Genomic DNA, 23,131 nt, shown 5'->3' on the forward strand with positions numbered 1-23,131 from the left:
TGACGTGGGTCCTAGACAAGCCACACCTCAACCGGAGGCTCTCCCCACGTCAACCAGAACCTTCCGCTACCAACGTCCTGGCCAAATACACCTAGCTGTCGTCGGAGATCAGGGCCTCCAGGGCCGGCAACGCGATCATGAGGGCTTCGCGGTATTCCGGGCTCAGCTTGTCGAGGCGGCGGTTCAGCTCCTGCACGCGCGTGGACCGCACGCCGGACACGAGCCGCTCGCCCTCCTCCGTCGCGCGGGCGAGCCAGGCGCGGCGGTCGACGGGGTCGGATTCGCGGGTGACGTAGCCCGCCTCGACGAGGGTGGCGATTATGCGCGACATCGTGGCCGCCGCGACGCCCTCCTTCGCGGCGAGGTCACCGAGGCGCAGCTGACCGAAGTGAACGAGCGTGGCAAGGGCCGAGATCGCGCCGTGGCCGGGCCCGGGGACCCCCGCCTGCCGCAACGAGCGCGACAGCCGCCCCACGGCCAGGTACAACCTGCCCGAGACGTCCTGGACCGAGGATAGAGTCACGGCTGGCTCCTCCTACCGCTGTTGCCCGCCGCCTTTGCGCCGGAAAGGTGTCGTCCACCATAAGGCCTGACGGTGCACGTTCGGCGTTAAGCGCGGACGAAATCACCAACCGGGTCGGCAAACGCGGCCCACTTGCACCAGGCGGCTTACCCGCGTTTACCCCGCCAGGGCGAAACCAGCCGCACACGTCAGCGGGGCGGGCTCGACGCGTGCGCCCAGAAGCGCTGCGGTACCCGGCCCGCGTCGCGCGCCAGGCGGCCCGCCTCGACGCCCGCGCGCATCGCCGCGGCCATGCGTTCCGGGTCCTTGGCGCGCGTCACGGCGGTGGACAGCAGCACCGCGTCGCAGCCGAGTTCCATGGCGAGGCAGGCGTCGGAAGCGGTGCCGATGCCCGCGTCGAGGATGACGGGGACCATGGCGCGCGCGACGATGAGCTCGATGTTGTGCGGGTTGCGGATGCCGAGGCCTGTGCCGATCGGGGCGCCCAGGGGCATCACGGCGGCGCAGCCCGCCTCCTCGAGCCGAAGTGCGAGCACGGGGTCGTCGTTGGTGTACGCGAGCACGGTGAAGCCGTCGGCCGCCAGTTGCTCCGCGGCGTCCAGGGTTTCGAACGGGTCGGGCAGCAGGGTGCGGTCGTCGGCGTGGACCTCGAGCTTGATGAGGTCCGTGTCGAGGGCCTCGCGGGCCAGCTGGGCGGTCAGCACGGCCTCCGCGGCGGTGCGGCAGCCGGCGGTGTTGGGCAGCAGCTTGATCCCGAGGCGCCGCACGAGTCCGAGCACGCCGGTGCCGCCGTCGGCGTCGGCTTTGCGCATGGCGACCGTCGTCAGCTCGGTGCCCGACGCGACCAGTGCGCGTTCCAGCACCGACAGGTTCCCGGCACCACCGGTCCCGATGATCAGCCTCGACGACAGCTTGTGTTCGCCGATGACCAGAGCGTCGTCCATCGTCAGCCTCCCTGCACCGCGGTCAGCACGTCGATGTTCGCGCCCTTCGGCACCACCGACGCCTCCCACTCGCCCCGGCGCACGACCTCGCCGTTCACCGCGACGGCAACGCCCTGGCGGGCCACGTCGAGTGCGTCGAGCACCTCGGACACGGTGGCGCCGTCGGGGAACTCGCGCCAGCTCCCGTTGACCTTGATCTCCATCAGACTCGCTCCTTCTGCAGCAAACGGGCGGGCGCGGCCGCCCCGATCTCGTCCGGTGGGGCCTCGCCGGCCAGCCACGCGACCACGGCGTCGGCGGTCACGGGGGCCATCAGCAGTCCGTTGCGGTGGTGCCCCGTCGCCGCGTACACGCCTTCGCCGAGCTCCCCGATGTACGGCAGCGCGTCGCGGCTTCCCGCGCGCAGCCCGGCCGCGGTCTCGACGAGCTCGTACTCCGTGATGCCCGGCAGGATCCGTTCGCCGCCTTCCAGCAGCTCCCGCACGCCACGCGCGGTCACGGTCTCGTCGAAGCCCGCTTCGTACTGCGTCGCGCCGAGCACCAGCTCGCCGTCAGCGCGCGGCACGAGGTAGATCGGCCGGCCCTCGACCATCGCGCGCACCGTGTACGGCGGGGGCGGCAGGCAGCCCCGACGCGGCCGCAGTCGCAGGATCTCGCCTTTGAGCGGCCGCACGGCGTCGGCCAGCAGCGGGTGCAGCTTGCCTGTCCACGCGCCGGCAGCCAGCACAACGGGACCGGTCACATCGTCGAGCGAAGTCACCCGCGACGCCGAGAACTCGACACCCCGCTTCGCGCACGCGGAGAGCAGCGCCGTCAGCAGCTTCCGGTTGTCGACAGCCAGGTCACCCGGCACGTGCAGCCCGCTACGCACCGCGCCCAGGCCCGGCGCGAGCCGCCGCGCCGCCCGCCCGGTGAGCCGCTCGACGTCACGGCCCAGCGAGGCCAGGTACTCCGCGAGGATGTCGAGGTGCCCGGCGTCGGCGCTGTCGAACGCGACCACGATCGTGCCGTGCGAAGCCAGCCCGGGGTCCGTGCCCTCCGCCGCGAGGTCCCGCGCGAACGCGGGCCAGCGCCGCAGCGACTCCTCGCCAAGGCTGAGCACGTGCTCCTCGCCCGGCCACGCCTCCGTGACCGGCGCGAGCATGCCGCCGGCCACCCAGGACGCACCGCGCGCGGGGGCCGGATCGACCACCGTGACGCGATGGCCGCGGGCCGCCGCGCGCCAAGCCGCGGACAGGCCGATGACACCACCGCCGACGATGGTGAGGGTCTCACTCATGGAATCACGCTCCCTGCGCCGGCATGACCCGGATCAGGTTCCACGGTCGGAGCGGCGGCTCCCTCTCAGCCCGTGCCTCGGGCTCCCGTGCGGACCACCCCACCGTAGCGCGCGGGTAACGTCCCCGCCATGCCCGCCCTGACCGGATCACAGATCCGCACCCGCCTGGCCGATTCGCGGCTGTACCTGTGCACCGACGCCCGCTCGTCGCGCGGCGACCTCGCCGAGTTCATCGACGCGGCGCTGGCCGGCGGCGTCGACATCGTGCAGCTGCGGGACAAGACGAACGGCACCCCGCTCGAGGCCGCGCAGGAGATCGCGGCGCTCGAGGTGCTCGCCGAAGCGTGCGCGCGCCACGGTGCGCTGCTGTCGGTCAACGACCGCGCCGACGTCGCGCTCGCCGTGGGCGCCGACGTGCTACACCTGGGTCAGGACGACATCCCCGTGCCGCTCGCGCGCCGCGTCCTTGGCGACGACGTGGTGATCGGCCGCTCCACCCACTCGATCGAGCAGGCCACGGCGGCCGCCGCCGAGGACGGCGTGGACTACTTCTGCACCGGCCCGTGCTGGCCGACGCCGACCAAGCCCGGCCGGTACGCGCCGGGCCTGGACCTCGTGCGCGCGACCGCGAAAACCGGTACCGACCGGCCGTGGTTCGCGATCGGCGGCATCGACACGGAACGCCTGCCGGAGGTGCTGGCGGCCGGCGCGACACGGATCGTCGTGGTCCGCGCGATCACCGACGCGGAAGACCCGAAGGCGGCCGCGCAGGCGCTCAGGTCCCAGCTCGGTTAGGGACTGGGGGTCCCCGACGGCGCACCCTTCGTCTGCGGCGCGCTCGGTGTGGTCGACGGCGCCCCACCCGTGCTCGAAGGCGGCGGGGCGCTGTCCGAGCTGCTTGAAGACGTCGGCGATTCGCTCGTGGACGTGCTCGAAGACGAGGTCGAGGGCGGCGGGGTGTTCGACTCGGTCTCGCTGGGCGGCGGGCTGTTCTGTGACGTCGTGGGCGGGTTGGTGTTCTCGTCCTGCTGCTGGTGCTGGCTCGTGCCCGGGTCGTGGCGGACGAAACCGGGCCCTGGCCCGCCGGCCGCCTCGATCGCGACGCTGACGCCGATCGCGATGGCCGTGGCGACCACGCTCGTGCCCAGGATGATCGGCCAGCGCAGCTTCCTCAGCTTGTCGCCGAACGACTCCTCGGGCTCGGCCGGCGCGGTCAGCTTCGAGATCCGCACCGTCGGCATCTCCGACGGGTCGAGCGGCATCAGCACGGTCGGCATCTGCGCCGGGTCGTCGACCGGCGAGAGGCCCGGCCTGCTGCCCCTGCGCTGCCCCGCCGTCACGAGCACCGCGCGCGCCTTCAGCGCGGCCTCGCGAGTGCGCTGCAGCGAACGCAGGTACAGCTCGGCGCCGACCGTGGTGATCACGCTCGCCACCCCGGCGCCCACGACGGTCCCCGCCACGCCGAGTGTCGAACCCAGCAACGCGGCCGTGACGGCGGCCAGTGCCGTCGCCACCACCTGCGCCGGGCGGAAGCTCTTCTTCTCGCCCTGCTCCGATGTCTTTTCCCGCTGCTGACTCATGATCCCGATCTACTAGTACCCGCGCGATTTCCCCTGTGGCGTTCAACGAGTAAGTCGCGCGAGGAACTCCCCGCGTTGCCCATCCGTGAGCGAGGACACGTTGACCGTCCACAGTGGATGGACTGTGGCTCACACTTTCCTGACATACTCACCACATGCGATTGGTGACGATCTCCGAAATCGAGGCCGCGGCGAAGCGGGTAGCCGACCACGCCGTGCGCACGCCGCTGCTGCGCCAGCACTGGACCGAAGGCGAGCTGTGGCTCAAACCCGAGAGCCTGCAACAGATCGGCGCGTTCAAGATCCGCGGCGCGTACAACGCGATCGCCTCACTCGACGACGCGCAGCGCGCACGCGGCGTCGTCTCGTACTCCAGCGGTAACCACGCGCAGGCGGTCGCCTACTCCGCGAACGCCTTCGGCATCCCCGCCGTGATCGTGGTGCCGGACGTGGCGCCGCGGCTCAAGGTCGAGGCCACCCGGAGCTGGGGCGCCGAGGTGATCGAGGTGCCGATCGCCGAGCAGGAGCCGGTCGCGTCGGCGCTGGCGAAGGAGCGCGGGCTCACTTACATCCCGCCGTTCGACCACCTCGACGTGATCGCCGGGCAGGGCACCGCGGGCCTGGAAATCGCCACCGACCTGCCGGACGTCGACACCGTGCTCGTGCCGGTGAGCGGCGGCGGGCTCGCCTCGGGTGTCGGCACGGCGATCAAGGCGCTGTGCCCCGGAGCGAAGGTCATCGCCGTCGAGCCCGAGCTGGCCGGCGACACCGCCGAGGGCCTGCGCGCCGGCCGCCGCATCGAGTGGCCGATGGAGCAGCGCGCCCGCACGATCGCCGACGGCCTGCGCGCCCAGCCGTCGGACCTGACGTTCGCGCACTTGCAGAGCGTGCTCGACGGCATCGTCACCGTGACCGAGGACGAGATCCGCGACGCCACGCGCGTGCTGGCCCGGCGGGCCCGGATCGTGGCCGAGCCCAGCGGGGCGACGGCCACCGCCGCGTTCCTGCACCACGCCGGCGAGCTGCCGGGCGGCAAGACGGTGTCGGTGATCTCCGGCGGCAACGTCGACCCGGAACTGCTGGCCGAACTGCTCGCGTAGGCGTCAGTCGCGCGCCGGGCCCGGGCGGACGTGGGTCGGCGGTCCGTCCACCCCGCACGAGAAGCACTCGCCGAGGTGAGGCGACTCGTCGTCCACGGTCCGCTTGGCCTCGGGCCCGGCCGCGCCACCGGAGGCGTCTCCGGAATCGTCCGGCGAACCGAGCACGCCGTTGTGAATCCCCAACGCGATGAGGCCTCCTGCGATCGCCAGGACGGCGCAGATGAGCAGTGCCATGCGCCAGCCGGCCGTCAGCGCGACGGGGTCGCGGTAGGCCGAACCGGTGAGTCCGGCCGCCGCGGGGAGCACCGCGACCGCAAGAAGACCACCCGTTCGGGCGATCGCGTTGTTCACTCCGGACGCGACACCGGCGAAGCGGTCGGGGGCTGCGGCGAGCACCGTCGCGGTCACCGGCGCCACCGTGCACGCCAGTCCGAGGCCGAACACGACCACCGCGGGGAAGACCGAACCGAGGTACGAGGACCCCGGTCCGACGCGGATCAGCAGCAGCATGCCGATGCCGATCACGATGGGTCCGACCACCAGCTGCAGGCGCGGGCCGATGCGCTGGGCCAGCGCGCCCGAGCGGCCCGAGAGCAGCAGCATGATGATCGTGATCGGCAGCCCGGCAAGGCCCGCGAGCGTCGGCGGGTAGTTCAGGGAGACCTGCAGCTGCAGGACCAGCAGCATCATCACGGCGCCGAGGGCGGCGTAGACCACGAACGTGAGCGCGTTGGACAGCGTGAACGTCCGGTCGCGGAAGAGGCTGGGCGGCACGAGCGGTTCGCGGGAGTGGTGCTGCAGCCAGAGGAACACGCCCAGCCCGGCGATGCCGGCGACCAGCGCGATCAGCACGATCGGGTCACCGATGCCGCGGCCAGGCGCTTCGACCAGCGCTCCGGTTATCCCCGCGAGCCCGATCGCGCCTGTCGCGGCGGCGGTGAAGTCCGGGTGGCCGGTGGCCGTCTCGTCGCGCGACTCGGGCACGAACTTGAGCGCCATCAGCACCACGACGATGGCCAGCGGCAGGTTGATCAGGAACGCCAGCCGCCAGGACCAGACCTGCACCAGCACGCCGCCGAGCAGCGGTCCGACCGCGGCGGCCAGACCACCCAGTCCGGACCACGCGCCGATCGCGCGCGCCCGGTCGTTGTGTCTGAACGACGACTGCAGGATCGCGAGTGAGCCGGGGGTGAGCAGCGCGCCGCCGATGCCCTGGATGATCCGGAAGATCACCAGTTCCGTGGTCGAGGTGGCGATCGCGCACAGCGCCGAGGCGATGCCGAACCAGACCACGCCGATCAGGTACATGCGGCGCCGGCCGTAGCGGTCGCCGAGGGAGCCCGCGACGAGGATCAACGCGGCGAGCGCCAGCATGTAGCCGTCGAGGATCCACTGCAGGCCGGCGACGGTGGCGCCGAGCTCCTCGCCGATCCGGGGCAGCGCGACATTGACGATCGTCCCGTCGAGCATGGCCATGCTCGAGCCGAGGATCGTCGTCCACAGCACCCCGCGGGCCAAGGGGGTGCCCCAGCGAATACCGCTGTCGGTTGTCGTCACCGTGCGATCACCGCGCACGCTCGAAGCTCATGCGCACACGGTGTCGCGACGCCGGTCCGGGCGCAACCACCCACGCCCGGCCCGGCGACTGCTCGCGGGCCCGCCGGCCCCGCTCACGGCAGCAGCGTCGTGACGAACTTGTAGCGGTCGCCGCGGTAGACCGAGCGCGCGAACTCCACCGGCTTGCCGTCGGTGGCGAACGAGTGCCGTGTCAGCATCATCACCGGCATGCCGACGTCCGCGCCGAGCATCTCGGCTTCCTCCGGACCGGCGAGCGACGTCTCGATCGTCTCCTCCGCGCGCTCGAGTTCGACGCCGTAGTGCTCACGAAGCACTGCGTAGAGCGACCCGCCGGCCGAAATGTGCTTGCGCAGCCCACGGAAGCGGCCCAGCGGCAGGTGCGTCGTCTCCAACGCCATCGGCTGGGCGTCCGCCAACCGGAGGCGGCGAAGGCGAAGAATTTTCGCACCTTGCCGGATCCCGAGCAGTTTCGCGAGTTCGCCCTCCACGGGCAACTCCTCGATTTCGAGGAGTTTCGACGACGGCTTCAGGCCCTGCTTGCGCATGTCCTCCGTGTACGAGGACAGCTGCAGCCGCTGCGCGAGCTTCGGCTCGGCCGCGAACGTGCCCTTCCCTTGAACGCGGTGCAAGCGCCCTTCGGCCGTCAGGTCCGCCAGCGCCTGCCGCACGGTGGTGCGCGACACGGTGAACTCGCCCGCCAGCGCCCGTTCCGTCGGGATCGGCGAGCCCGGCGGCAGAGCGTCGAGCAGATCCAGCAGGTGCTGTTTCAGCGCCCAGTACTTGGGTTCGCGCTGCCCGCGCACACCCGCCGTGGTCCCCGCCTCACTCGCGGGGGATGTCTCCAACATGACCGGCTCCCTCAGCTTTCCCTCACTATCGCCACTATCGCGCCACTTCCCCGTCAAGAAACGTACCCTTCACCACAAACGCTCCGCCCGGCTAGCATTGGTCTAGACCTGACCGCACGCCGCTCAGCACACCCGGGACTGGAGTCCCGGCGGAGAGGAAAGTGATGACCCAACAACATCCCGGCGAGCACATGGCCGCGGAAATCTCGGAGCAGCCTGCCGTACTGGCCGGGCTGGTCGAGCGGCAGGGCGAAATAGCCGAAGTAGCTGAAAAGATTTCACAAAAGCCGCCCCGTTTCGCTTTGCTCGCCGCACGGGGTTCGAGTGACCACGCTGCTTTGTACGCCAAGTACCTGATCGAGGTACTCCTGGGGCTTCCCGCGGGTCTCGTGTCACCGTCCACCACGACGCTCTACGGCGCACGGCCAGACCTGAAGGAGGTGCTCTTCGTCACCGTGAGCCAGAGCGGCGGCTCGCCCGACCTCATCGAGGTCACCGAAGCGGCCCGGCGCCAGGGTGCGCTCACGGTGTCGGTCACGAACACGCCGGACTCGCCGCTGCGCGCGGCGGCCGAGCTGGGCGTGGACATCGGCGCCGGTCTGGAGAAGGCGGTCGCCGCGACCAAGACGTACTCCGCGACGCTGCTCGCGCTGTACCTGTTCATCGACGCCGTGCGCGGCGGCAAGGCGGCCGACGCGCAGAAGCTCGGCGACCTCGCCCAGCAGACGCTCGACGGCGCGGCCGAAGGCGTGCAGCGCGCGGTGGACCGCTACCGCTTCGTGGACCGTGTACTCACCACCGGTCGCGGTTACTCGTACGCGACGGCGCTCGAGGGTTCGCTGAAGCTGGCGGAGACGAGCTACCTCGCCGCCCGCGCGTACAGCGGCGCGGACCTGCTCCACGGCCCGGTCGCGGCCGTCGACGGCGAGACCGCCGTGCTCGCGGTGACGAGCGCGGGCCACGGCGGCGAGGCGATGGGCGAGGTGCTCGAGGCCGTCGGCAAGCGCGGCGCCGACGTGCTGGCGGTCGGATCCGCGTCGGCCGACGTGCCGGCGGCACTGCGGATCCCCGTGGCGGAGACGGCCGAGGAGCTCGCGCCGATCCTGGAGATCCTGCCGATCCAGCGGATCGCGCTCGGGCTTTCGCTCGCGCGCGGCGGTGACCCGGACAGCCCGCGTGGGCTGCTGAAGGTGACCAAGACCCGGTGAGTCTCGTCGTGGGCGTGGACGCCGGTGGCACGTCGACGCGAGCGATCGCGGTCGACGCCGCCGGCGCCGTGCTCGGCTCGGCGACGGCCGGCGGTGCCAACCCCAACTCGCACCCGCCTGCGGAGGCGGCCGCGCGCATCGCCTCGGCGATCGAGCGGGCGCTGGGCGGGCGCACGGACGTGCGCGCCGCCGTGGTCGGACTGGCCGGGGTGAGCAAGCTGTCCGACCCCGCCGTCGCGGCGGTGTTCGCCGGGGCGTGGGCACGGATCGGTTTGGACGGTGCGGTTCGGACGGTGGCCGACGCCGAAGTCGCGTACGCGTCGGCGACGTCGGCCCCCGACGGCACCGTGCTCGTGGCGGGTACCGGCTCGATCGCCGGCCGCATCCGCGGACGGCGGATGACCGCCACCGCGGGCGGCTACGGCTGGCTGCTCGGCGACGAGGGCTCGGCGTTCTGGCTCGGGCGAGAGGCGGTGCGATCCACTTTGGAGGCGCTCGGCCGCGGGGCGGAGCTCACCGGGCTGCCGGGCGCCGTGCTCGCCGAGGCGTTCGGACCGTCTCCTGTGGACTCCCGGGACGACGTGGCCACTTCAGACAATCACGATTTCCCTAATTCGCTTGTCACGGAAGCGAATCGGTTGGCCACGGTGCGTGCGCTCATCATGAAGGTCAACGCCGAAGCGCCCGTCCGGCTCGCTCGGTTCGCGCCCCTCGTGAGCGCCGCGGCGGCCGCCGGAGAAGCCTCCGCAACGGAAATCGTGGCCAGGGCAGCCGATCTTCTGGTCGCCACGGCCCTCGCCACGCGCGACCCGGGCGAGAAAACTCCCGTGGTGCTCGTCGGCAGCGTCCTTACAGGAACCGGTCCGGTGGGACCGCTCGTGAAGGCCGGGCTGGCCGGGCTCGACGTGCTGACCAGCTCCGACGGAGTGCTCGGCGCCGCGTGGCTGGCCGCCGTCGACGCCTGGGGAGAGACCGCGGTGCGGCCTTCGGCAAGGTGAATACGACCAAAACCTGGTTCGAAGTGTCCAAACCGTCGACTCAACCCCTCCGGTCCGGGTACCGTAGGCATCGGCCCCCGGACCCTCCCCCCTCGCCGGGGGCCGCCTTATGTCCTGGGTCCGTCTTCCGGACCCGGTTCCGGTGTGAGCCGCAGGCCCGGGTGCCCGGCCGGCAACGCCTTGTACAGAACCCAGCCGCTCACTGCCACGGTCGCCGCGACCAGTGGCCACGAGAGCGCGGTGCGCGCGATGCCGAGAGCCACCACCTCCCCGGCCCACCACAGCAGGCCGTAGACCACCACGCGGATCAAGTACTGCAGCACCCACACCCAGCTCGCCCACGAATACGCGCGCAGTAGTGCGGGGTCACGGCGCCAGCGCGTCTTCTGTCCGATCAGGAGCCCCACGATCACACCCAGCAGCGGCCAGCGCACCACGATGCTGGCGGCGAAGAGCAGGGCGCTCGCGGCGTTGGAGAGCAGCTGCAGCAGGAAAAAGTCCTCCGCGCGGCCGGTGTGCAACGCGATGAGCGCGGCGATCACCACGGCCGCGAGGCTCACGACGACGGCGCGCGCCTTGTCGCCGCGGATCAGCCGGTAGGCGCCGAGGGCCACCGCGACCCCGATGGCGACGATCGCGCCCCACGAGATCGACTGCCCGGTGGCCAGCCAGCCGACCACGAAGGCCACCGGCGGGATGCTGGCGTCGATCGCCCCACGGCGGCCACCGAGGATCTGCGCGAGCGACTCGCGCGCAGGCGTCGTCTCGTCCGTCACATCCCCAGCCTGCCGGATACCGGGGTGGCAGGCCCGAAGCGGGAGACCTTCGCCACACAGCGTGTCCGTTCAGTGCTCGACTGAGCGGTTCATCACCCCGGATCGAGGTGAAATTCGCGTAATACGGGCGCGCGAGGAGACGAGAAGGTAAGAGACTGTGCCTTCCGGCTGAATCAGGGGTGGCAGCCGGGAAGGTACGGGGACGTCCGATTGTTAGTTGTGGTGTACAACTTAACGCGGGGTAGGCGCGGTCAGTCCGGGGAAGGGGATCCCAGCGTGTACGGAATCGACAGCTACGTGGCCATCGGTGACAGCTTCACCGAAGGCCTCAACGACGAGCTGCCCGACGGCTCGTTCCGGGGCTGGGCCGATCGGCTCGCCGAGATGCTCGCCGGGGGGCGGCCGGACTTCCAGTACGCCAACTTGTCGCTGCGCGGCAAAATGCTCGACGAGATCATGGACGAGCAGCTGCCGATCGCGCTCGAGATCAAGCCCGACCTGGTCACGCTGTGCGCGGGCGGCAACGACGTGATCGTGCCGGGCGCGGACGTCGACGCCATCGCGGCCCGCTTCGAGGCCGGCGTGGTGAAGCTGCGCGAGGCCGGCATCCCCGTCGTGATCTTCAACGGTCCCGACACCAAGGCGCTCTCGGTGATGAGCGTGCTGCGCGGCAAGATCGGCATCTACAACACGTATCTGTGGGCGATCGCGGCCCGCCACGGCGCGACGATGGTCGACCTCTGGACCATGGGGCCGCTGCACGACCGCCGCGCCTGGAGCGACGACCGCCTGCACTTCACGCCCGACGCGCACCGCCGCATCGCGCTGCTGACCGCCGAGGTGCTCGGCCTGCCCGTGATCGAGGACTGGCGCGAGCCGTACCCGCCGACCGCGGAGCCGGCCACGTGGATCACCTCGCGGCGCTCGGACCTCAACTGGACCAAGGCGCACCTGCTGCCGTGGATCCGCCGCCAGCTCAAGGGCGAGTCGATGGGTGACGGGCTGTCACCGAAGCGGCCGCAGCTCTCGCCGCTGGTGCAGGCCGAGGCCGCCGCGCTGGAGCTCGACGTGCGCGACTTCCAGGGCAACGCCACCGCGTCCTGACCACCGGCACAGTTCGGGCGAGCGCCACCCGAATGGCGCGCCCGACCAGGTCGCCAACGGGCCGTGACCGGCCTATGGTCCCTTTATGTCCGGTGCTCGCGGTTGGCTCCGCCTGATCCCCGTCGCGCTGCTGGTCACGGCAGTGCTCGCCGGGGTGGTCACGTGGGTGCGGGCTGACGGGATCGAAGGCGACCTCGCCGGACGATCACGCTCCGCGCTCGCCGCTGCCGGGATCCGGGGCGGCGACGTGTCGTTCTCGGGCCGGCAGGCGACGTTGTCGGGTTTCCCGGCGGACCAGGCCGGGCGTGCGCTGGGGATCGTGCAGGGCGTCGAAGGGGTCGAGTCCGCGGAGGTTTCCGGTGGGGCGGCCCCGAAGCCGCCGTCCGTGACACCCACACCGCCTTCGACGACGAGTCCGCCGCGCAGTAGCAGCAGCGCGCCGCCGAGCACGACTTCGTCCGCGCCGCCGACCGATCGCGCCGGGGTTCAGAAGGAACTGGACGCGCAGCTGGCGGACACGCCGATCGAGTTCAAGCCGAACACCGCGCAGCTCACACCGGCGGGGACGCAGGCGGCGCGCGCCGTCGCGAAGCTGCTGAAGGGCGCGCCCGACGACCTGCGCTACCGCATCACCGGGCACGTCGCCGCGGGTCCGGGCGGGCGCGCGGCGGCGGTCCGGCTTTCGCAGACCCGGGCGCGAGCGGTGATGCGGATGCTGACGGCCGGCGGAGTGCCGGCGAACCGGCTGCTCGTACGGGGAAGTGGCACGGCCGCGCCGGGCGAAGGTGGGGACCGGCGCGTCGAGATCACAGTCGAAGAGAGGTGATGGGGATGCTCTGGCTCTTCGGGCAGATTTGGCTGTGGCTGCTCATCGCGTTCCTGCTGGGGGCGCTGGTGATGTGGCTGATCATGCGGGCGGGACGGCCGAAGCGTTCTCGTGAGCCTGCCGCTTCGGCTGCGGGCGCGGGCTCGACGTCGGGTTCGTTGCCTGCCGTCCCGGAGCCGAGCGACGCCGAGCGGACCCAGTACATCCCGGTGCCGACCTACGACTACGACGAGCAACCCGAACGGGTCTACAACGACTACCCCGCGGTGGACCCGGACGAGCCGTACGCCCCGGACGAGCCCTCCGGTCACCGCATCGGGCGACTGCCGGACCCTGAACCGCACCTCTCGGGTGACCTGAACTGGCCGGCCGCCGAGGAGCCCGCGGACGAGTGGCCGCACAACGACGAGCCCCGCGAGTCCGCGCCGCGCCGACCTGGGCGAGGTGGCTGACACCCACCTGGTAAGTTCGGCTACGCACTGTGAGCAATGGTGTGAGCGGGAGCCGTGAGCCTCTCGTCGAGGTTCGCGAGGTCAGGAGGTCCGATGGCGCTCCCGCACTGGACGCCGCAGAACCTGCTGCCGCCGGGCCGTCACCAGGCCGATCTCGCCGACGTCTACGAGCGGCTCGTGTTCGACGCCCCGCACCAGAACGATCGCGAGATCCTGTTCAGCGCGCTCAACGCCTACCTCGGCGTCGCCCGTCAGGTGATCTCTTCGGGCCGCGCGTGGATCGGCGGCGCGTTCGTGACGCGCACGGGCCACCCGCCGCGCGGCCTCGACGTGGTGCTGCTGCCCGACGAGTGGGGCGCGCTCAAGCGGCTCGACGACGAGGGGCGAACGGCACTGTACGGCCTGCTCACGCTGCGCGGAGTCATCGTCGGGCAGCCCGCGATGTACCTCGAGCAGGTGCAGCCGGTGGGCGGGATGCTCGACGGGTTCCTGTGCCGTCCCGGCGACGAGGACGTGTGGGAGACCGTGTGGGCCGAAGGCGGCAAGGGGTTCCCGGAGATGGTCTGGTGAGGAACGAGTTCCGGCGCATCGCCGACGAGATCCCCGGCGGCACCTGGCTCGACGACCTCGCGCGCGCGTCGGCGATGGCGGCCAACGCGAAGTTCGAGCGCACGTCGCGCTCGCCGCTGCTGCACGTGTCGGTGATCGGCGAGACGCACATCGACGCGTACACGTTCTCCGACATCAGCCGCGCGCTGCAGGACGCGACGGCGAAGATCGGGCACATCATCCGCAACCCGTCCAACGAGGTCACCTTCGTCCAGCAGGCCGACCGCGACAAGGCGCCGCTGATCCAGAAGGGCCAGGCGGGCAACGCGATCTTCTTCGGCTTCCCGGAGCCGGCGCTCGACGACGCGCTGATCCACGACGGCATCGAGACGCTGTCCGAGCGCGCGGTCAAGGAGCTCTGCGATTTCCTGCCCGCCAACGGTTCCGACGACGGCGCGCTCGACGCGGTGCTGCTGCAGCGCGACACCGTGCGCAACGCGGTGAGCGACATCGTCAACGCGGTGAGCAAGCACGCCGGCATCGGCATGGCGCTCACGCCCACCGCGGGCGAGCACGTGACGCGCAGCGTGACGACCGAGCAGGCCCGGATCCTGCGCGACAGCCTGCGCGAGTCGCGCGAGGCCGTGGGCTACGAGACCGTCTCCGGCCGCCTCGACGGCGTCCGCACGCGGCGTCGGATCTTTTATCTGGAGCGCGAGTCCGGCGGCACGATCCAGGGCGCCGTCGCCGAGGACCTGCTCGACCAGATCAAGGAGAACCTCGACCGCCCGGTGACCGCCCGCCTGCGCGTGGTCCGGACGACGACCATCGACGGCCGCCGCGGCCGCCCGGTGCACGAACTGCTCGAGATCACGCCCGAAGTGAGCTTGTTCGACCACTGATTTCGCGCGGTTTGTTCATCAATCATGCCGATAATCGGTATACGCGGCGCATGCTCAATTGTGGGTTCCCTCGACCAACCAGGTCACTTGCTGGGGCACAGGATAGTAAATGACCGGTGTGTGTACGGCGAGGTGAATAGATGACGTTTTCTGCTACGTAACGATTTCGCCTTCCACTGGTCGGCGTGGGTTAACGTCGTCGCACTTCGACCCGGAAGGCCCCCACGCATGACCTCCCCCGACCCGCGGCACCCGCCCGCCCCCGCGCGCCACGGCCGCTCTTCCGGACGTGCTTCCGCGCCGCCTGGCACCGGTTCCGAAGACCGGGCCCGGGACGGTTCGCGTGGCGCCGCCGAGGGTCATGATTCTGCGGATTCTTCACGGCGGGACAGGGGATCTGCGGATTCCCGCACTGCCGCTTCACACGGTGGCGGATCCGGATCTTCCGGCGATGGTGCCCGCCGTCGTGGACCTTCGGATTCCGGCGCGTGGCGAGCCGAACCCGCCGCTTCCGCCCACCGCGGCGGCTCCTCGGACTCCGGCTCCTGGCGGGTGATCCCGCCCGATCCCCGGCTCGCGGCCGCACCCGGTGGCGTCCTGCCCACGCCGCCGAACCGCACTCCACCCAAGCCGAAGCCGAACGTGCTCGGCATCGTCGGCCTGGTTCTCGGCCTGGTCGCGATCGGAGCGGCGATCGCGGCGGACTACGGCTTCGTCGCGTGGCCGCTCGCGGGCGTCGGGCTGGTGCTGGGGATCGTCGGCACGGTCCAGTCCACGCGCGGCAAAGCGGCCGGCCGGGGCATCGCGGTGACGGCGGTGATCGTCGCGGTGATCGCGGCCCTGCTGTCGGCCACGATGGTGCTGTTCCCGTCGGTCTTCGGCACCAGCAGCGCCGGCGACCTCCACATCCCGCCGACCCCGGGCGACGAACACAACGTCGACTTCGTCGTCACCTCCGCCGGCGGCGCCACCGTCCGCTACGGCACGCTCAACGACCAGCGCACCGAGTCGGCCCCCGCGAGCACCGACCAGTGGCACGGCCACGGCTCCTTCAGCGGCGGCACCCCGATCCTCAGCCTGACCGCCGACACCGCCAACGCCAGCGTCGTGAACCAGATCTCCTGCACGATCCTGGTGGACGGCAAGACGGTGGCCGACAGCAGTGGTTCGACCATCGCGCTGTGCACGGCGAACGTGGGGTGAGATCGGGCCGGGTTTCGCTGGGGACGTCCGGTTCGATCGCTCGGCCCCGCGATGCTCGACTGCCCGCCCCCAGGTGCTCCCGTCGCCTCGGGGCCTGGCGGCCGGCCGGCCTACCCCCAAGTCGGCCGGCCAACCGCCGCCGAGCCGCTCCTGGCGGCTCTTCCGGACCCGCCGCACGCGACTGCGGACCCGCGGCGCCAGCTTCACAGCCTGCCCCTCCCCTAGGGCTCCGCCGACACCGCCTTCGACCCTACGCGGCCCACACCCTCGGACGCTAAGAAACCACTAAGTATGCCCAGCCAGGGTATCCCCGACCTGCGCAAACGCAGGTGAACGCTGTGCAAGAAACCTCTTGCGCAACCCTCGCGGGCCGATCTTCAACCGATCTCCACACGCCGACGGTCGGCGACTCCCAGCGCCCGGCAGACCTCCGGCCCCGACAGACAGCCCCCGCCCTCCCGAGGGGGGCGTCCCCAAGCCCATTCTATCGGCGGCCTCCGACAAAAACGCTGGCCAGGCCGCCAAGGGGGCGAGTTGTCCACAACTCCGAGATGGGTGTGGACAACTTCGGAGAGGGCCCAGGAGGCGACGTGCAGATGCGCCGCGGAAGTGGTGAATGCGTAGGTCATCGGCAGGTAGCCGAGTGATCAGCGAATCGGTCGAACCAGTCAAACCGCTCACTCCAGCTCAGCAGCCTCCGCCTGCACTTCCGGAACCTGAGCCGGATTCACCCGCCCGTACAGCACCGCCGCCAAGGCGTACTGCTCCCGAGCCAACCCCGCTGTCGCCGGCGAAGCGCGCAAGATCCGTGCCAGAGTCACCCGAAGGATCGCCTCGTGAAGGTCGAACCCGCGGGCGTGCGCGAGATCGATCCCCTCCCACGCATAACGCGACGCAGTAGCCGAGTCCCCCAAGCGTTGCGACAGGTCGGCCAGGTTGTTCAGCGAAACCACCGCGTAGCTGTCGTTCCCCAGCTCCCGGTCGATCGCCAGCGAAGCCAGCTCATGCACCACGGCGTCCTCGAAGCGGCCGGCGCGCTTCTCCGTCTCGGCGCAGTTGTTCAGCGCCTGCCCCCGCAGCTCGAGGTCGCCGGTGCGCTCGGTTTCGGCGATGGCCTCCAGCAGGCGGGAGATGCCTTCGTCGTGGCGGGACAGCAGGGACAGCACGCTGCCGAGGTGGATGTTGGCGACCGTGACGGAGCGTTTGTCACCGAGCTTCACAGCGAGGTCCAGGGCGCGTTCGGCGTCGGCGGGCCGGGCCTGGGGCAGCTCGAACGTCAGGGCGATGGCGCAGCGCGAGATGAGCATCCAGCACTGGCCAAGGGTCTCGCCGGAAGCCTCGGCGGCGGCCAGGCCCAGGTCGACGAGGCGGGTCCACTCGTCCAAGAGGGGCCAGACCACTCGGTAGGTGTGCGAAACCCGTGCGAGGCGCCAGACGTCGCCGTACAACGCGGCGGAATACGCGGCGTCCAGCACCACCAGGAGATTGGGCCACTCGGCCTCGAACCAGTCCTGGGCCTCGTCGAACGTGTTCAGCTCCGGGAGGGCGTCGGCGGGCAGCAGGTCCGTCAGGTCGAGCGGGTCGACTATGCGCAGCATTCGACGGCGGGCCGTGTCGGAGGCGGCCTGGTAGAAGTGCACGGCGCGGACCAGGACCGCTTCCGTCGAACCACTGTCCAGTTCGGACTCCGCGAGCTCCCTCAGGTAGAGCCGCACCAAATCGTGGGGTGCGAAGACGTCGCGGGCCGTCTCGGTCAGCAGGTTGTGCGCCGCCAGGGTGCGCAGGGCGCGGCGCGCGCGGTCGACGGGCATCGACGCCACCGCGGCCGCCAGGTGAGGGCCGACGCGGCGGACCGGCAGGACGCCCAGCTGCAGCAGGAGACGCGCCAGGTCCGAAGGGAGGCCGCGGAAGGAGACGTCGAACGCGGCACGCACGCCGCCGTCGGCGCCGTCGACCTCCAGAGCGGCGAGGCGGGTGCGTTCGTTGCCCAGCTCGTCGACGAGGTCCTGAGCGGTCCACTGTGGACTTGAGGACAACCGCGCGCCGGCGATGCGCAGGGCCAGCGGCAGGTAGCCGCACAAGCGCGCCAGGGCGTGGTTCAGGTCGAAATCCGCGGGCCCGGCCAGCTCTTCGATCAGGCGCACCGCGTCGTCGGGCGCCAAAGTGCCCAGAACACGCAGCCGCGCCGCGTTCGACACGGCCAGGCCTTCGAGCTTCGACCGGCTCGTCACCACGGTCATCGACCGCGAACCCGGCGGCAGCAACGGCCGCACCTGCTCGGCGGAGCGCGCGTCATCCAGCAGCACCAGCATGCGGCGGCCCGCGATGAGCGACCGGTACAGCGCGACGCGTTCGTGCAGCTGCTCTGGCACATCACCCGTCGCGACGCCCAGGCCGAGCAGGAACTGCGTGAGCAGCTCCGCGGGCTCCAGCGGCGCGTGCCGCGGGTCGAAACCGTGCAGGGAAGCGAACAACACGCCGTCCGGGAAGCGCGCTGCCGCGCGGTGGGCCCACCACACCACCAGCGCGCTCTTGCCGACGCCGGGCGTCCCGGACACCACCGCGACGGTGCTCTCGCCGGTCTGGGCGAGGCCGTCCAGCCACGCCAGCTCGGCGTCGCGGCCGGCGAGCGAAGGCACCGCGGCCGGCAGTTGTGAAGGCGCTTTCACGAGCGCGGAGGCTTCGGGGACGGCGACGTTCAGGTTGTCGTTGAGCACGCGCTCGTGCAGCCACCGCAGGTCGCCACCCGGTTCGACGCCGAGCGTGCGCAGCGTGGCGCGCGAGACCGTGCGGTAGAGCTCCAGCGCGTCGCCGCGGCGGCCGGCGTAGTAGAGCGCGCGCATGAGCTGCCCGGCCGTGCGCTCGGCCAGCGGGTCGGCGCGCACGAGCGGGCTGAGCTCCACGATCAGCTCGTTGTGGCGGCCCAGCTCCAGGTCGGCGTCCACGCGCGCGCCGTGGACCGCGAGGCGCAGGTCCTCAAGTTCGGGCGCCCGCACCGAATCGGGCACGCCGGACAGTGCGGGTCCCCGCCACAGAGCCAAAGCCGAGCCCAGCAGCGTCGACGCCTGCTCCGGCGGCTCCAGCACGGCGCTGTCCAGCAGGGCCCGGGCGTGGTGCACGTCGACGCGCGCCGGATCCACCGCGAGCTGGTAGCCGGGCGGGCTGGTGAGGATTTCCGCGACGGAGTCACCTCCCAGGTCGCGCAGCACGCGGCGCAGGTGCGAGACGTTGCCGTGCACGATCGTCCGCGCGGTGGCGGGCGGGTCGTGGCCCCACAGCGCGTCGATGATCTCCTCGAGCGGTACGACCTTGCCGACCTTCAACGCCAGCAGCGCGAGCAGGCCTTTCACACCGGGACCGCCGATGGAAACTGCACGTGCACCGTCGAGGAGTGTGACGGGGCCGAGCAGCTGCACGTGCGCGCCCGCGTTTTCGGCCATGCTCGCGCGCACCTCCCCGGTTGGTTCCGGCGTCTCCCCCGCCAGGAGGCACAACCTACCGTGGTGTTGAGCTGACAGACACAACTCTTTCGTGAACTCCACACGCCGGACACCCACGTGTCAGTCGCTGTTTCCTCGGCTGTGCGCACGGTTTTCCCGCCCGAGCAGCGGCCGTAGCCCGAATGTCGTAACGGACTTAGCCCCGGGCAAAACGAATCCGGCCCCGCACCATCAGTCCCGATCTGATGGTGCGGGGCCGGACTCGGTGACGTCGGCTGGGCCGCCAGGGGGCGCGGTCCACCCGACCTCAATGCTGCCCGGGCGGGACGGGTGGGCTCACCCCGAGCTAGGAACCCGGACTGCCACGGACAGCTCCTCCGCGACGGACCCACGAGGCCCGTGCGGAGTGGCGACAAAGTAACAGGGTGCACATTCACGGCTACGGGCGACCCGCCGCCGCGCGGAGGTAACCCTCGTCACCGGCGCACCGGGGTGGCGTCGCGGCCGGCGATGAACGACGGCCTCGGGCTGGCTGCCGCGAAAGGTTCCTGTAGCGCGTTCTCGACGCTGTTGAACACCAGGAAGATGTTCGAGCGCGGGTACGGCGTGATGTTGTTCGACGACCCGTGCATCACGTTGGAGTCGAACCACAACGCCGTGCCCGCCGTGCCGGTGAACTGGTCGATGCCGCACTCGGCCGCCATCTTCGTGATGTCGTCCTCGGCCGGCACACCGACGCGCTGGTCCTTGAGCGAGCTCTTGTAGTTGTCGTCCGGCGTCTCGCCCGCGCACTGCACGAATGTGCGCTGCGAGCCCGGCATGACCATGAGCCCGCCGTTGTACGGGTAGTTGTCCGTGAGCGCGATCGAGCAGCTGACGGCCCGCGGCGTCGGCATGCCGTCCTCGGCGTGCCACGTCTCGAAGTCCGAATGCCAGTAGAACCCCGTGCCCTTGAAGCCCGGCATGTAGTTCACGCGGCTCTGGTGGATGTAGACGTCCGAGCCCAGCATCTGCCGGGCCCGGTCGAGGACCCGCGGGTCGCGCACGAGCTCCGCGATCAGGTCCGAGATCACGTGGACGTCGAAGATGGACCGGACCTCGCCGGTCCTCGACTCGGTGATCACCCGCTCGTCGGCCCGCAGCTCCTGATCGGAGGACAGCCGCACGAGCTCCTGCCAGTACGTCTGGACCTCACCGGGCGAGAGCAGGCCTTCGTCGACGGTGTAGCCCTTGGCCTCGTGGTTGGCCAGGGTCGCGGCGTCGATGGGACCGTCTGCCTCGGTACCCCACACCGTGGGGTGCACGCGCGGAAGTTGCTCCGGCGTACCGGCGATCCGGGTCGGGTACCCGTCTTCGACCCGGGTGTCCGTCAGCGTCACAGTTGCTCTCCTCCTGGTTCTCGCGTTCGTTCGGCGTGGTGGTCGCGGCAGCAGCCGGGAAGGCTCAGGCGGTTTCTTCGACGATGAGCGGGTACACGCCGTTCTCGTCGTGCACCTCGCGGCCGGTGACCGGCGGGTTGAACACGCACACGCACTTGATCTCGGTCTTGGGCCGGACCTGGTGCTTGTCGTGGTCGTTGAGCACGTAGATGGTGCCGGGCGCCAGCGGGAAGACCTCGCCGGTCGCCTTGTTCTCCACCTCGCCCTCGCCGGAGGTGATGAACACGGCCTCGATGTGGTTGGCGTACCAGAAGTCGTTCACCGTGCCCGCGTACAGCGTGGTCTCGTGCACCGAGAAGCCCAGACCCTCCTTGGCGAGGATGATGCGCTTGCTGCGCCAGTTGGGCGTCTTGATGTCGGCGTCGGTGTCGGTGACTTCGTTGAGCGTGCGGACCAGCAAAGGTCGCTCCTTACCTGTTGTTCGGGATTACTTGAGGACGGCGGCGATGGAGTCGTTGATGATCGACAGGCCCTGCGTGAGCTCGTCGTCGGTCAGCGTCAGCGGCGGCAGGAGCTTCATGACCTCACCGTCGGGCCCGGACGTCTCCATCAGCAGGCCGCGCTCGAACGCTTCCTTGCACACCGCGCCGGCCAGGTCGCCGTTCGCGAACTCGATGCCGCGCGCGAGGCCGCGGCCCTTCGCCACCAGGTTGGCGTCCGGGTAGGCCTCCACGATGTCCTTGAAGGCGGCGGCGATGCGCTCACCCTTGGCCTTCGTGGACTTCTCGAGCTCGTCGTCGCTCCAGTAGAGGTTGATCGCCTCGGTGGCGGTCACGAACGCGGGGCTGACGCCGCGGAACGTGCCGTTGTGCTCGCCGGGCTCCCAGACGTCGAGCTCCGGCTTGATGAGCGTGAGCGCCATCGGGAGGCCGTAGCCGCCGATGGACTTCGACAGGCAGACGATGTCGGGCTTGATGCCCGCGTCCTCGAAGCTGAAGAACGGGCCGGTGCGGCCGCAGCCCATCTGCACGTCGTCGAGGATCAGCAGGATGTCGTGGCTCTCGCACAGGTCCGAGAGGCCCTTGAGCCAGGCGAGGCGCGCGGCGTTGATGCCGCCCTCGCCCTGCACGCCCTCCACGATCACGGCGGCGGGCTCGTTCAGGCCGCTGCCGGAGTCTTCGAGCAGCTTCTCGAAGTAGAGGAAGTCGGGGATCGTGCCGTCGAAGTAGCGGTCGTACGGCATCGGGGTGGCGTGCACGAGCGGGACGCCGGCGCCGCCGCGCTTCATCGAGTTGCCCGTGACCGACAGCGCACCGAGCGTCATGCCGTGGAACGCGTTGGTGAAGTTGATGACCGACTCCTTGCCGGTCACCTTGCGCGCGAGCTTCAGCGCGGCTTCCACCGCGTTGGCGCCACCGGGACCGGGGAAGACGATCTTGTAGTCCAGCTCGCGCGGCGCGAGGATCTTCTGCTGGAACGCCTCCAGGAAATCGCGCTTGGCCACGGTGTACATGTCGAGCGCGTGGGTCACGCCGTCGCGCTGGATGTAGTCGATCAGCGCGGCCTTGAGCTTCGGGTTGTTGTGGCCGTAGTTGAGTGCGCCGGCACCCGCGAAGAAATCGAGGTAGGCCTTGCCGTCCTCGTCGTACAGCCAGCTGCCCTGCGCGCGGTCGAAGACGACCGGCCACCCCCTGCTGTAACTTCGGACTTCTGATTCGAGCTCTTCGAAGATGCTCATGACGTTTCTTTGCTCCTACTCGACCCGAAATTCACGGCTTATTGACGGATCAACGGCCCGATGCGGTAAAGGTTTTCGGGCTCGTGCCCACCTTCGCCATCTTCCGGGAAATCTTCGGCTTCGAACAGCCTGCTGCTCTTCAGCGTGGCGTTCCACCGCTTCGCGAACGACGCGAAGAGACGGATCGAAGCCTCGTTGTCAGGGGTGATCGTGGTTTCGAGGAAACGCACCCCGTCGTCGACCAGGCGGGCGTACAAGGCGTCGAGCAACTGCCCGGCCAGGCCTTTCCCGCGCTGCGAAGAGTCGACCGCGACCTGCCACACGAGCGCGACGTCGGGCTCGGACGGCCTCCGGTAGGCGATGACAAAACCCACCGCCTCCGCCTCGACTCGGGCGACCACCGAACTCTCCGCGAAATCGCGACACCACAGCAGGTATGCATACGGAGAGTTGAGATCAAGCTTCTGCGAATCGCGCGCGATTCGCCAGAGGGCGGCGCCATCGGCCTTGGTCGGGGGTTCGATCAAGTGCTTTCCGGACATACTCAGGAAACGTAACAGAGAATTTTCACGCCGCCAGCGACGCGCGCCACGCCCACCCTGCTCACCTGCGGGGACGTGAAATGTTCGGTGAGGAGCCCCACAAACACGTTTGATCGACAGCGTCTCGGGGCAAGACGTGGGATTGGACCGCTCGCCGTGGCG

23 protein-coding genes and 1 riboswitch are annotated in these 23,131 nt (G+C 70.4%); of the genes, 10 read left to right on the forward strand and 13 right to left on the reverse strand.

Annotated features, from left to right (window positions below; translation table 11 throughout):
• Nucleotides 1-91 precede the first annotated feature (91 nt).
• From AB0H62_RS35315 to thiO, 4 genes are all read right to left on the reverse strand, one after another.
• On the reverse strand, nt 92-523 hold the full coding sequence (locus tag AB0H62_RS35315) for a MarR family transcriptional regulator (RefSeq protein ID WP_360590941.1): 432 nt from the start codon (nt 521-523) through the stop codon (nt 92-94).
• Nucleotides 524-711: 188 nt separating this feature from the next.
• The gene (locus tag AB0H62_RS35320) at nt 712-1,467 is read right to left on the reverse strand and encodes a thiazole synthase (protein WP_220244680.1); all 756 of its coding nucleotides are present in this window, start codon (nt 1,465-1,467) and stop codon (nt 712-714) included.
• A gap of 2 nt (nt 1,468-1,469) precedes the next feature.
• A complete protein-coding gene (gene thiS, locus AB0H62_RS35325; RefSeq protein ID WP_220244681.1) occupies nt 1,470-1,670 on the reverse strand; it encodes a sulfur carrier protein ThiS in 201 nt (66 codons plus the stop codon).
• On the reverse strand, nt 1,670-2,746 hold the full coding sequence (gene thiO / locus AB0H62_RS35330; protein ID WP_360590943.1) for a glycine oxidase ThiO: 1,077 nt from the start codon (nt 2,744-2,746) through the stop codon (nt 1,670-1,672). Before thiO ends, thiS begins: the two co-directional genes overlap by 1 nt.
• Nucleotides 2,740-2,845, reverse strand: a riboswitch (TPP riboswitch). (Overlaps the previous gene by 7 nt.)
• Nucleotides 2,846-2,875: 30 nt before the next feature.
• On the opposite strand from thiO, the gene thiE reads away from it, so the two are divergent.
• A complete protein-coding gene (thiE, locus tag AB0H62_RS35335) occupies nt 2,876-3,541 on the forward strand; it encodes a thiamine phosphate synthase (RefSeq protein ID WP_360590945.1) in 666 nt (221 codons plus the stop codon).
• On the opposite strand, the gene AB0H62_RS35340 is transcribed toward thiE, so the two are convergent.
• The gene (locus AB0H62_RS35340) at nt 3,538-4,326 is read right to left on the reverse strand and encodes a hypothetical protein (RefSeq protein ID WP_360590946.1); all 789 of its coding nucleotides are present in this window, start codon (nt 4,324-4,326) and stop codon (nt 3,538-3,540) included. The two genes, thiE and AB0H62_RS35340, sit on opposite strands and share 4 nt — an antisense overlap.
• Before the next feature lie 155 nt (nt 4,327-4,481).
• Between AB0H62_RS35340 and AB0H62_RS35345 the strand changes: the two genes are divergently transcribed.
• Nucleotides 4,482-5,426 (forward strand): threonine/serine dehydratase, encoded by a 945-nt coding sequence (locus tag AB0H62_RS35345; RefSeq protein WP_360590948.1) that lies wholly within the window; start codon nt 4,482-4,484, stop codon nt 5,424-5,426.
• A gap of 3 nt (nt 5,427-5,429) precedes the next feature.
• Here the strand turns inward: AB0H62_RS35345 and AB0H62_RS35350 are convergent, their stop codons facing one another.
• Nucleotides 5,430-6,983, reverse strand: coding sequence for an MFS transporter (locus AB0H62_RS35350; RefSeq protein WP_255638501.1), 1,554 nt, complete (start codon nt 6,981-6,983; stop codon nt 5,430-5,432).
• A gap of 113 nt (nt 6,984-7,096) precedes the next feature.
• Complete coding sequence (locus AB0H62_RS35355; RefSeq protein ID WP_220244686.1) at nt 7,097-7,852, reverse strand: GntR family transcriptional regulator; 756 nt, start codon at nt 7,850-7,852, stop codon at nt 7,097-7,099.
• A gap of 164 nt (nt 7,853-8,016) precedes the next feature.
• Between AB0H62_RS35355 and AB0H62_RS35360 the strand changes: the two genes are divergently transcribed.
• Both AB0H62_RS35360 and AB0H62_RS35365 read left to right on the forward strand, forming a co-directional pair.
• Nucleotides 8,017-9,060: an SIS domain-containing protein gene (locus AB0H62_RS35360; RefSeq protein ID WP_360590951.1), complete on the forward strand. Its 1,044-nt coding sequence runs from the start codon at nt 8,017-8,019 to the stop codon at nt 9,058-9,060.
• Nucleotides 9,057-10,058 (forward strand): BadF/BadG/BcrA/BcrD ATPase family protein, encoded by a 1,002-nt coding sequence (locus tag AB0H62_RS35365; protein WP_220244688.1) that lies wholly within the window; start codon nt 9,057-9,059, stop codon nt 10,056-10,058. Before AB0H62_RS35360 ends, AB0H62_RS35365 begins: the two co-directional genes overlap by 4 nt.
• Nucleotides 10,059-10,165: 107 nt before the next feature.
• On the opposite strand, the gene AB0H62_RS35370 is transcribed toward AB0H62_RS35365, so the two are convergent.
• A complete protein-coding gene (locus AB0H62_RS35370) occupies nt 10,166-10,834 on the reverse strand; it encodes a DUF3159 domain-containing protein (protein ID WP_220244689.1) in 669 nt (222 codons plus the stop codon).
• Nucleotides 10,835-11,110: 276 nt separating this feature from the next.
• On the opposite strand from AB0H62_RS35370, the gene AB0H62_RS35375 reads away from it, so the two are divergent.
• The 6 genes from AB0H62_RS35375 to AB0H62_RS35400 all read left to right on the forward strand — a co-directional run bounded on the left by AB0H62_RS35375 (nt 11,111) and on the right by AB0H62_RS35400 (nt 15,870).
• On the forward strand, nt 11,111-11,938 hold the full coding sequence (locus tag AB0H62_RS35375; protein ID WP_220244690.1) for an SGNH/GDSL hydrolase family protein: 828 nt from the start codon (nt 11,111-11,113) through the stop codon (nt 11,936-11,938).
• Nucleotides 11,939-12,023: 85 nt separating this feature from the next.
• Entirely contained in the window at nt 12,024-12,764 is a 741-nt protein-coding gene (locus AB0H62_RS35380) for an OmpA family protein (protein WP_255638502.1), read from the forward strand.
• Between the two features lie 5 nt (nt 12,765-12,769).
• Entirely contained in the window at nt 12,770-13,216 is a 447-nt protein-coding gene (locus tag AB0H62_RS35385) for a LapA family protein (protein WP_220244691.1), read from the forward strand.
• Between the two features lie 93 nt (nt 13,217-13,309).
• Nucleotides 13,310-13,786 (forward strand): hypothetical protein, encoded by a 477-nt coding sequence (locus AB0H62_RS35390; RefSeq protein ID WP_220244692.1) that lies wholly within the window; start codon nt 13,310-13,312, stop codon nt 13,784-13,786.
• A complete protein-coding gene (locus tag AB0H62_RS35395) occupies nt 13,783-14,667 on the forward strand; it encodes a hypothetical protein (protein ID WP_220244693.1) in 885 nt (294 codons plus the stop codon). The genes AB0H62_RS35390 and AB0H62_RS35395 overlap by 4 nt, the downstream gene beginning before the upstream one ends.
• 552 nt (nt 14,668-15,219) lie before the next feature.
• Nucleotides 15,220-15,870 (forward strand): DUF4190 domain-containing protein, encoded by a 651-nt coding sequence (locus tag AB0H62_RS35400; protein WP_220244694.1) that lies wholly within the window; start codon nt 15,220-15,222, stop codon nt 15,868-15,870.
• Nucleotides 15,871-16,547: 677 nt separating this feature from the next.
• Here the strand turns inward: AB0H62_RS35400 and AB0H62_RS35405 are convergent.
• The 5 genes from AB0H62_RS35405 to ectA form a co-directional block, all read right to left on the reverse strand.
• Nucleotides 16,548-19,310 (reverse strand): AfsR/SARP family transcriptional regulator, encoded by a 2,763-nt coding sequence (locus tag AB0H62_RS35405; RefSeq protein ID WP_220244695.1) that lies wholly within the window; start codon nt 19,308-19,310, stop codon nt 16,548-16,550.
• A 476-nt stretch (nt 19,311-19,786) separates the two neighbouring features.
• On the reverse strand, nt 19,787-20,689 hold the full coding sequence (gene thpD, locus AB0H62_RS35410) for an ectoine hydroxylase (RefSeq protein WP_220244696.1): 903 nt from the start codon (nt 20,687-20,689) through the stop codon (nt 19,787-19,789).
• Between the two features lie 64 nt (nt 20,690-20,753).
• Nucleotides 20,754-21,149, reverse strand: a complete 396-nt coding sequence (locus tag AB0H62_RS35415; protein WP_220244697.1) for an ectoine synthase — start codon at nt 21,147-21,149, stop codon at nt 20,754-20,756.
• Between the two features lie 27 nt (nt 21,150-21,176).
• Nucleotides 21,177-22,427: a diaminobutyrate--2-oxoglutarate transaminase gene (gene ectB, locus AB0H62_RS35420; RefSeq protein WP_220244698.1), complete on the reverse strand. Its 1,251-nt coding sequence runs from the start codon at nt 22,425-22,427 to the stop codon at nt 21,177-21,179.
• A gap of 38 nt (nt 22,428-22,465) precedes the next feature.
• Nucleotides 22,466-22,969 carry a diaminobutyrate acetyltransferase gene (gene ectA / locus AB0H62_RS35425; protein WP_220244699.1) on the reverse strand — a complete coding sequence of 168 codons (504 nt, stop codon included), beginning with the start codon at nt 22,967-22,969 and terminating at the stop codon, nt 22,466-22,468.
• Nucleotides 22,970-23,131: the final 162 nt, after the last annotated feature.

This window comes from Amycolatopsis sp. NPDC050768 (assembly GCF_040654155.1).
Classification (GTDB): domain Bacteria; phylum Actinomycetota; class Actinomycetes; order Mycobacteriales; family Pseudonocardiaceae; genus Amycolatopsis.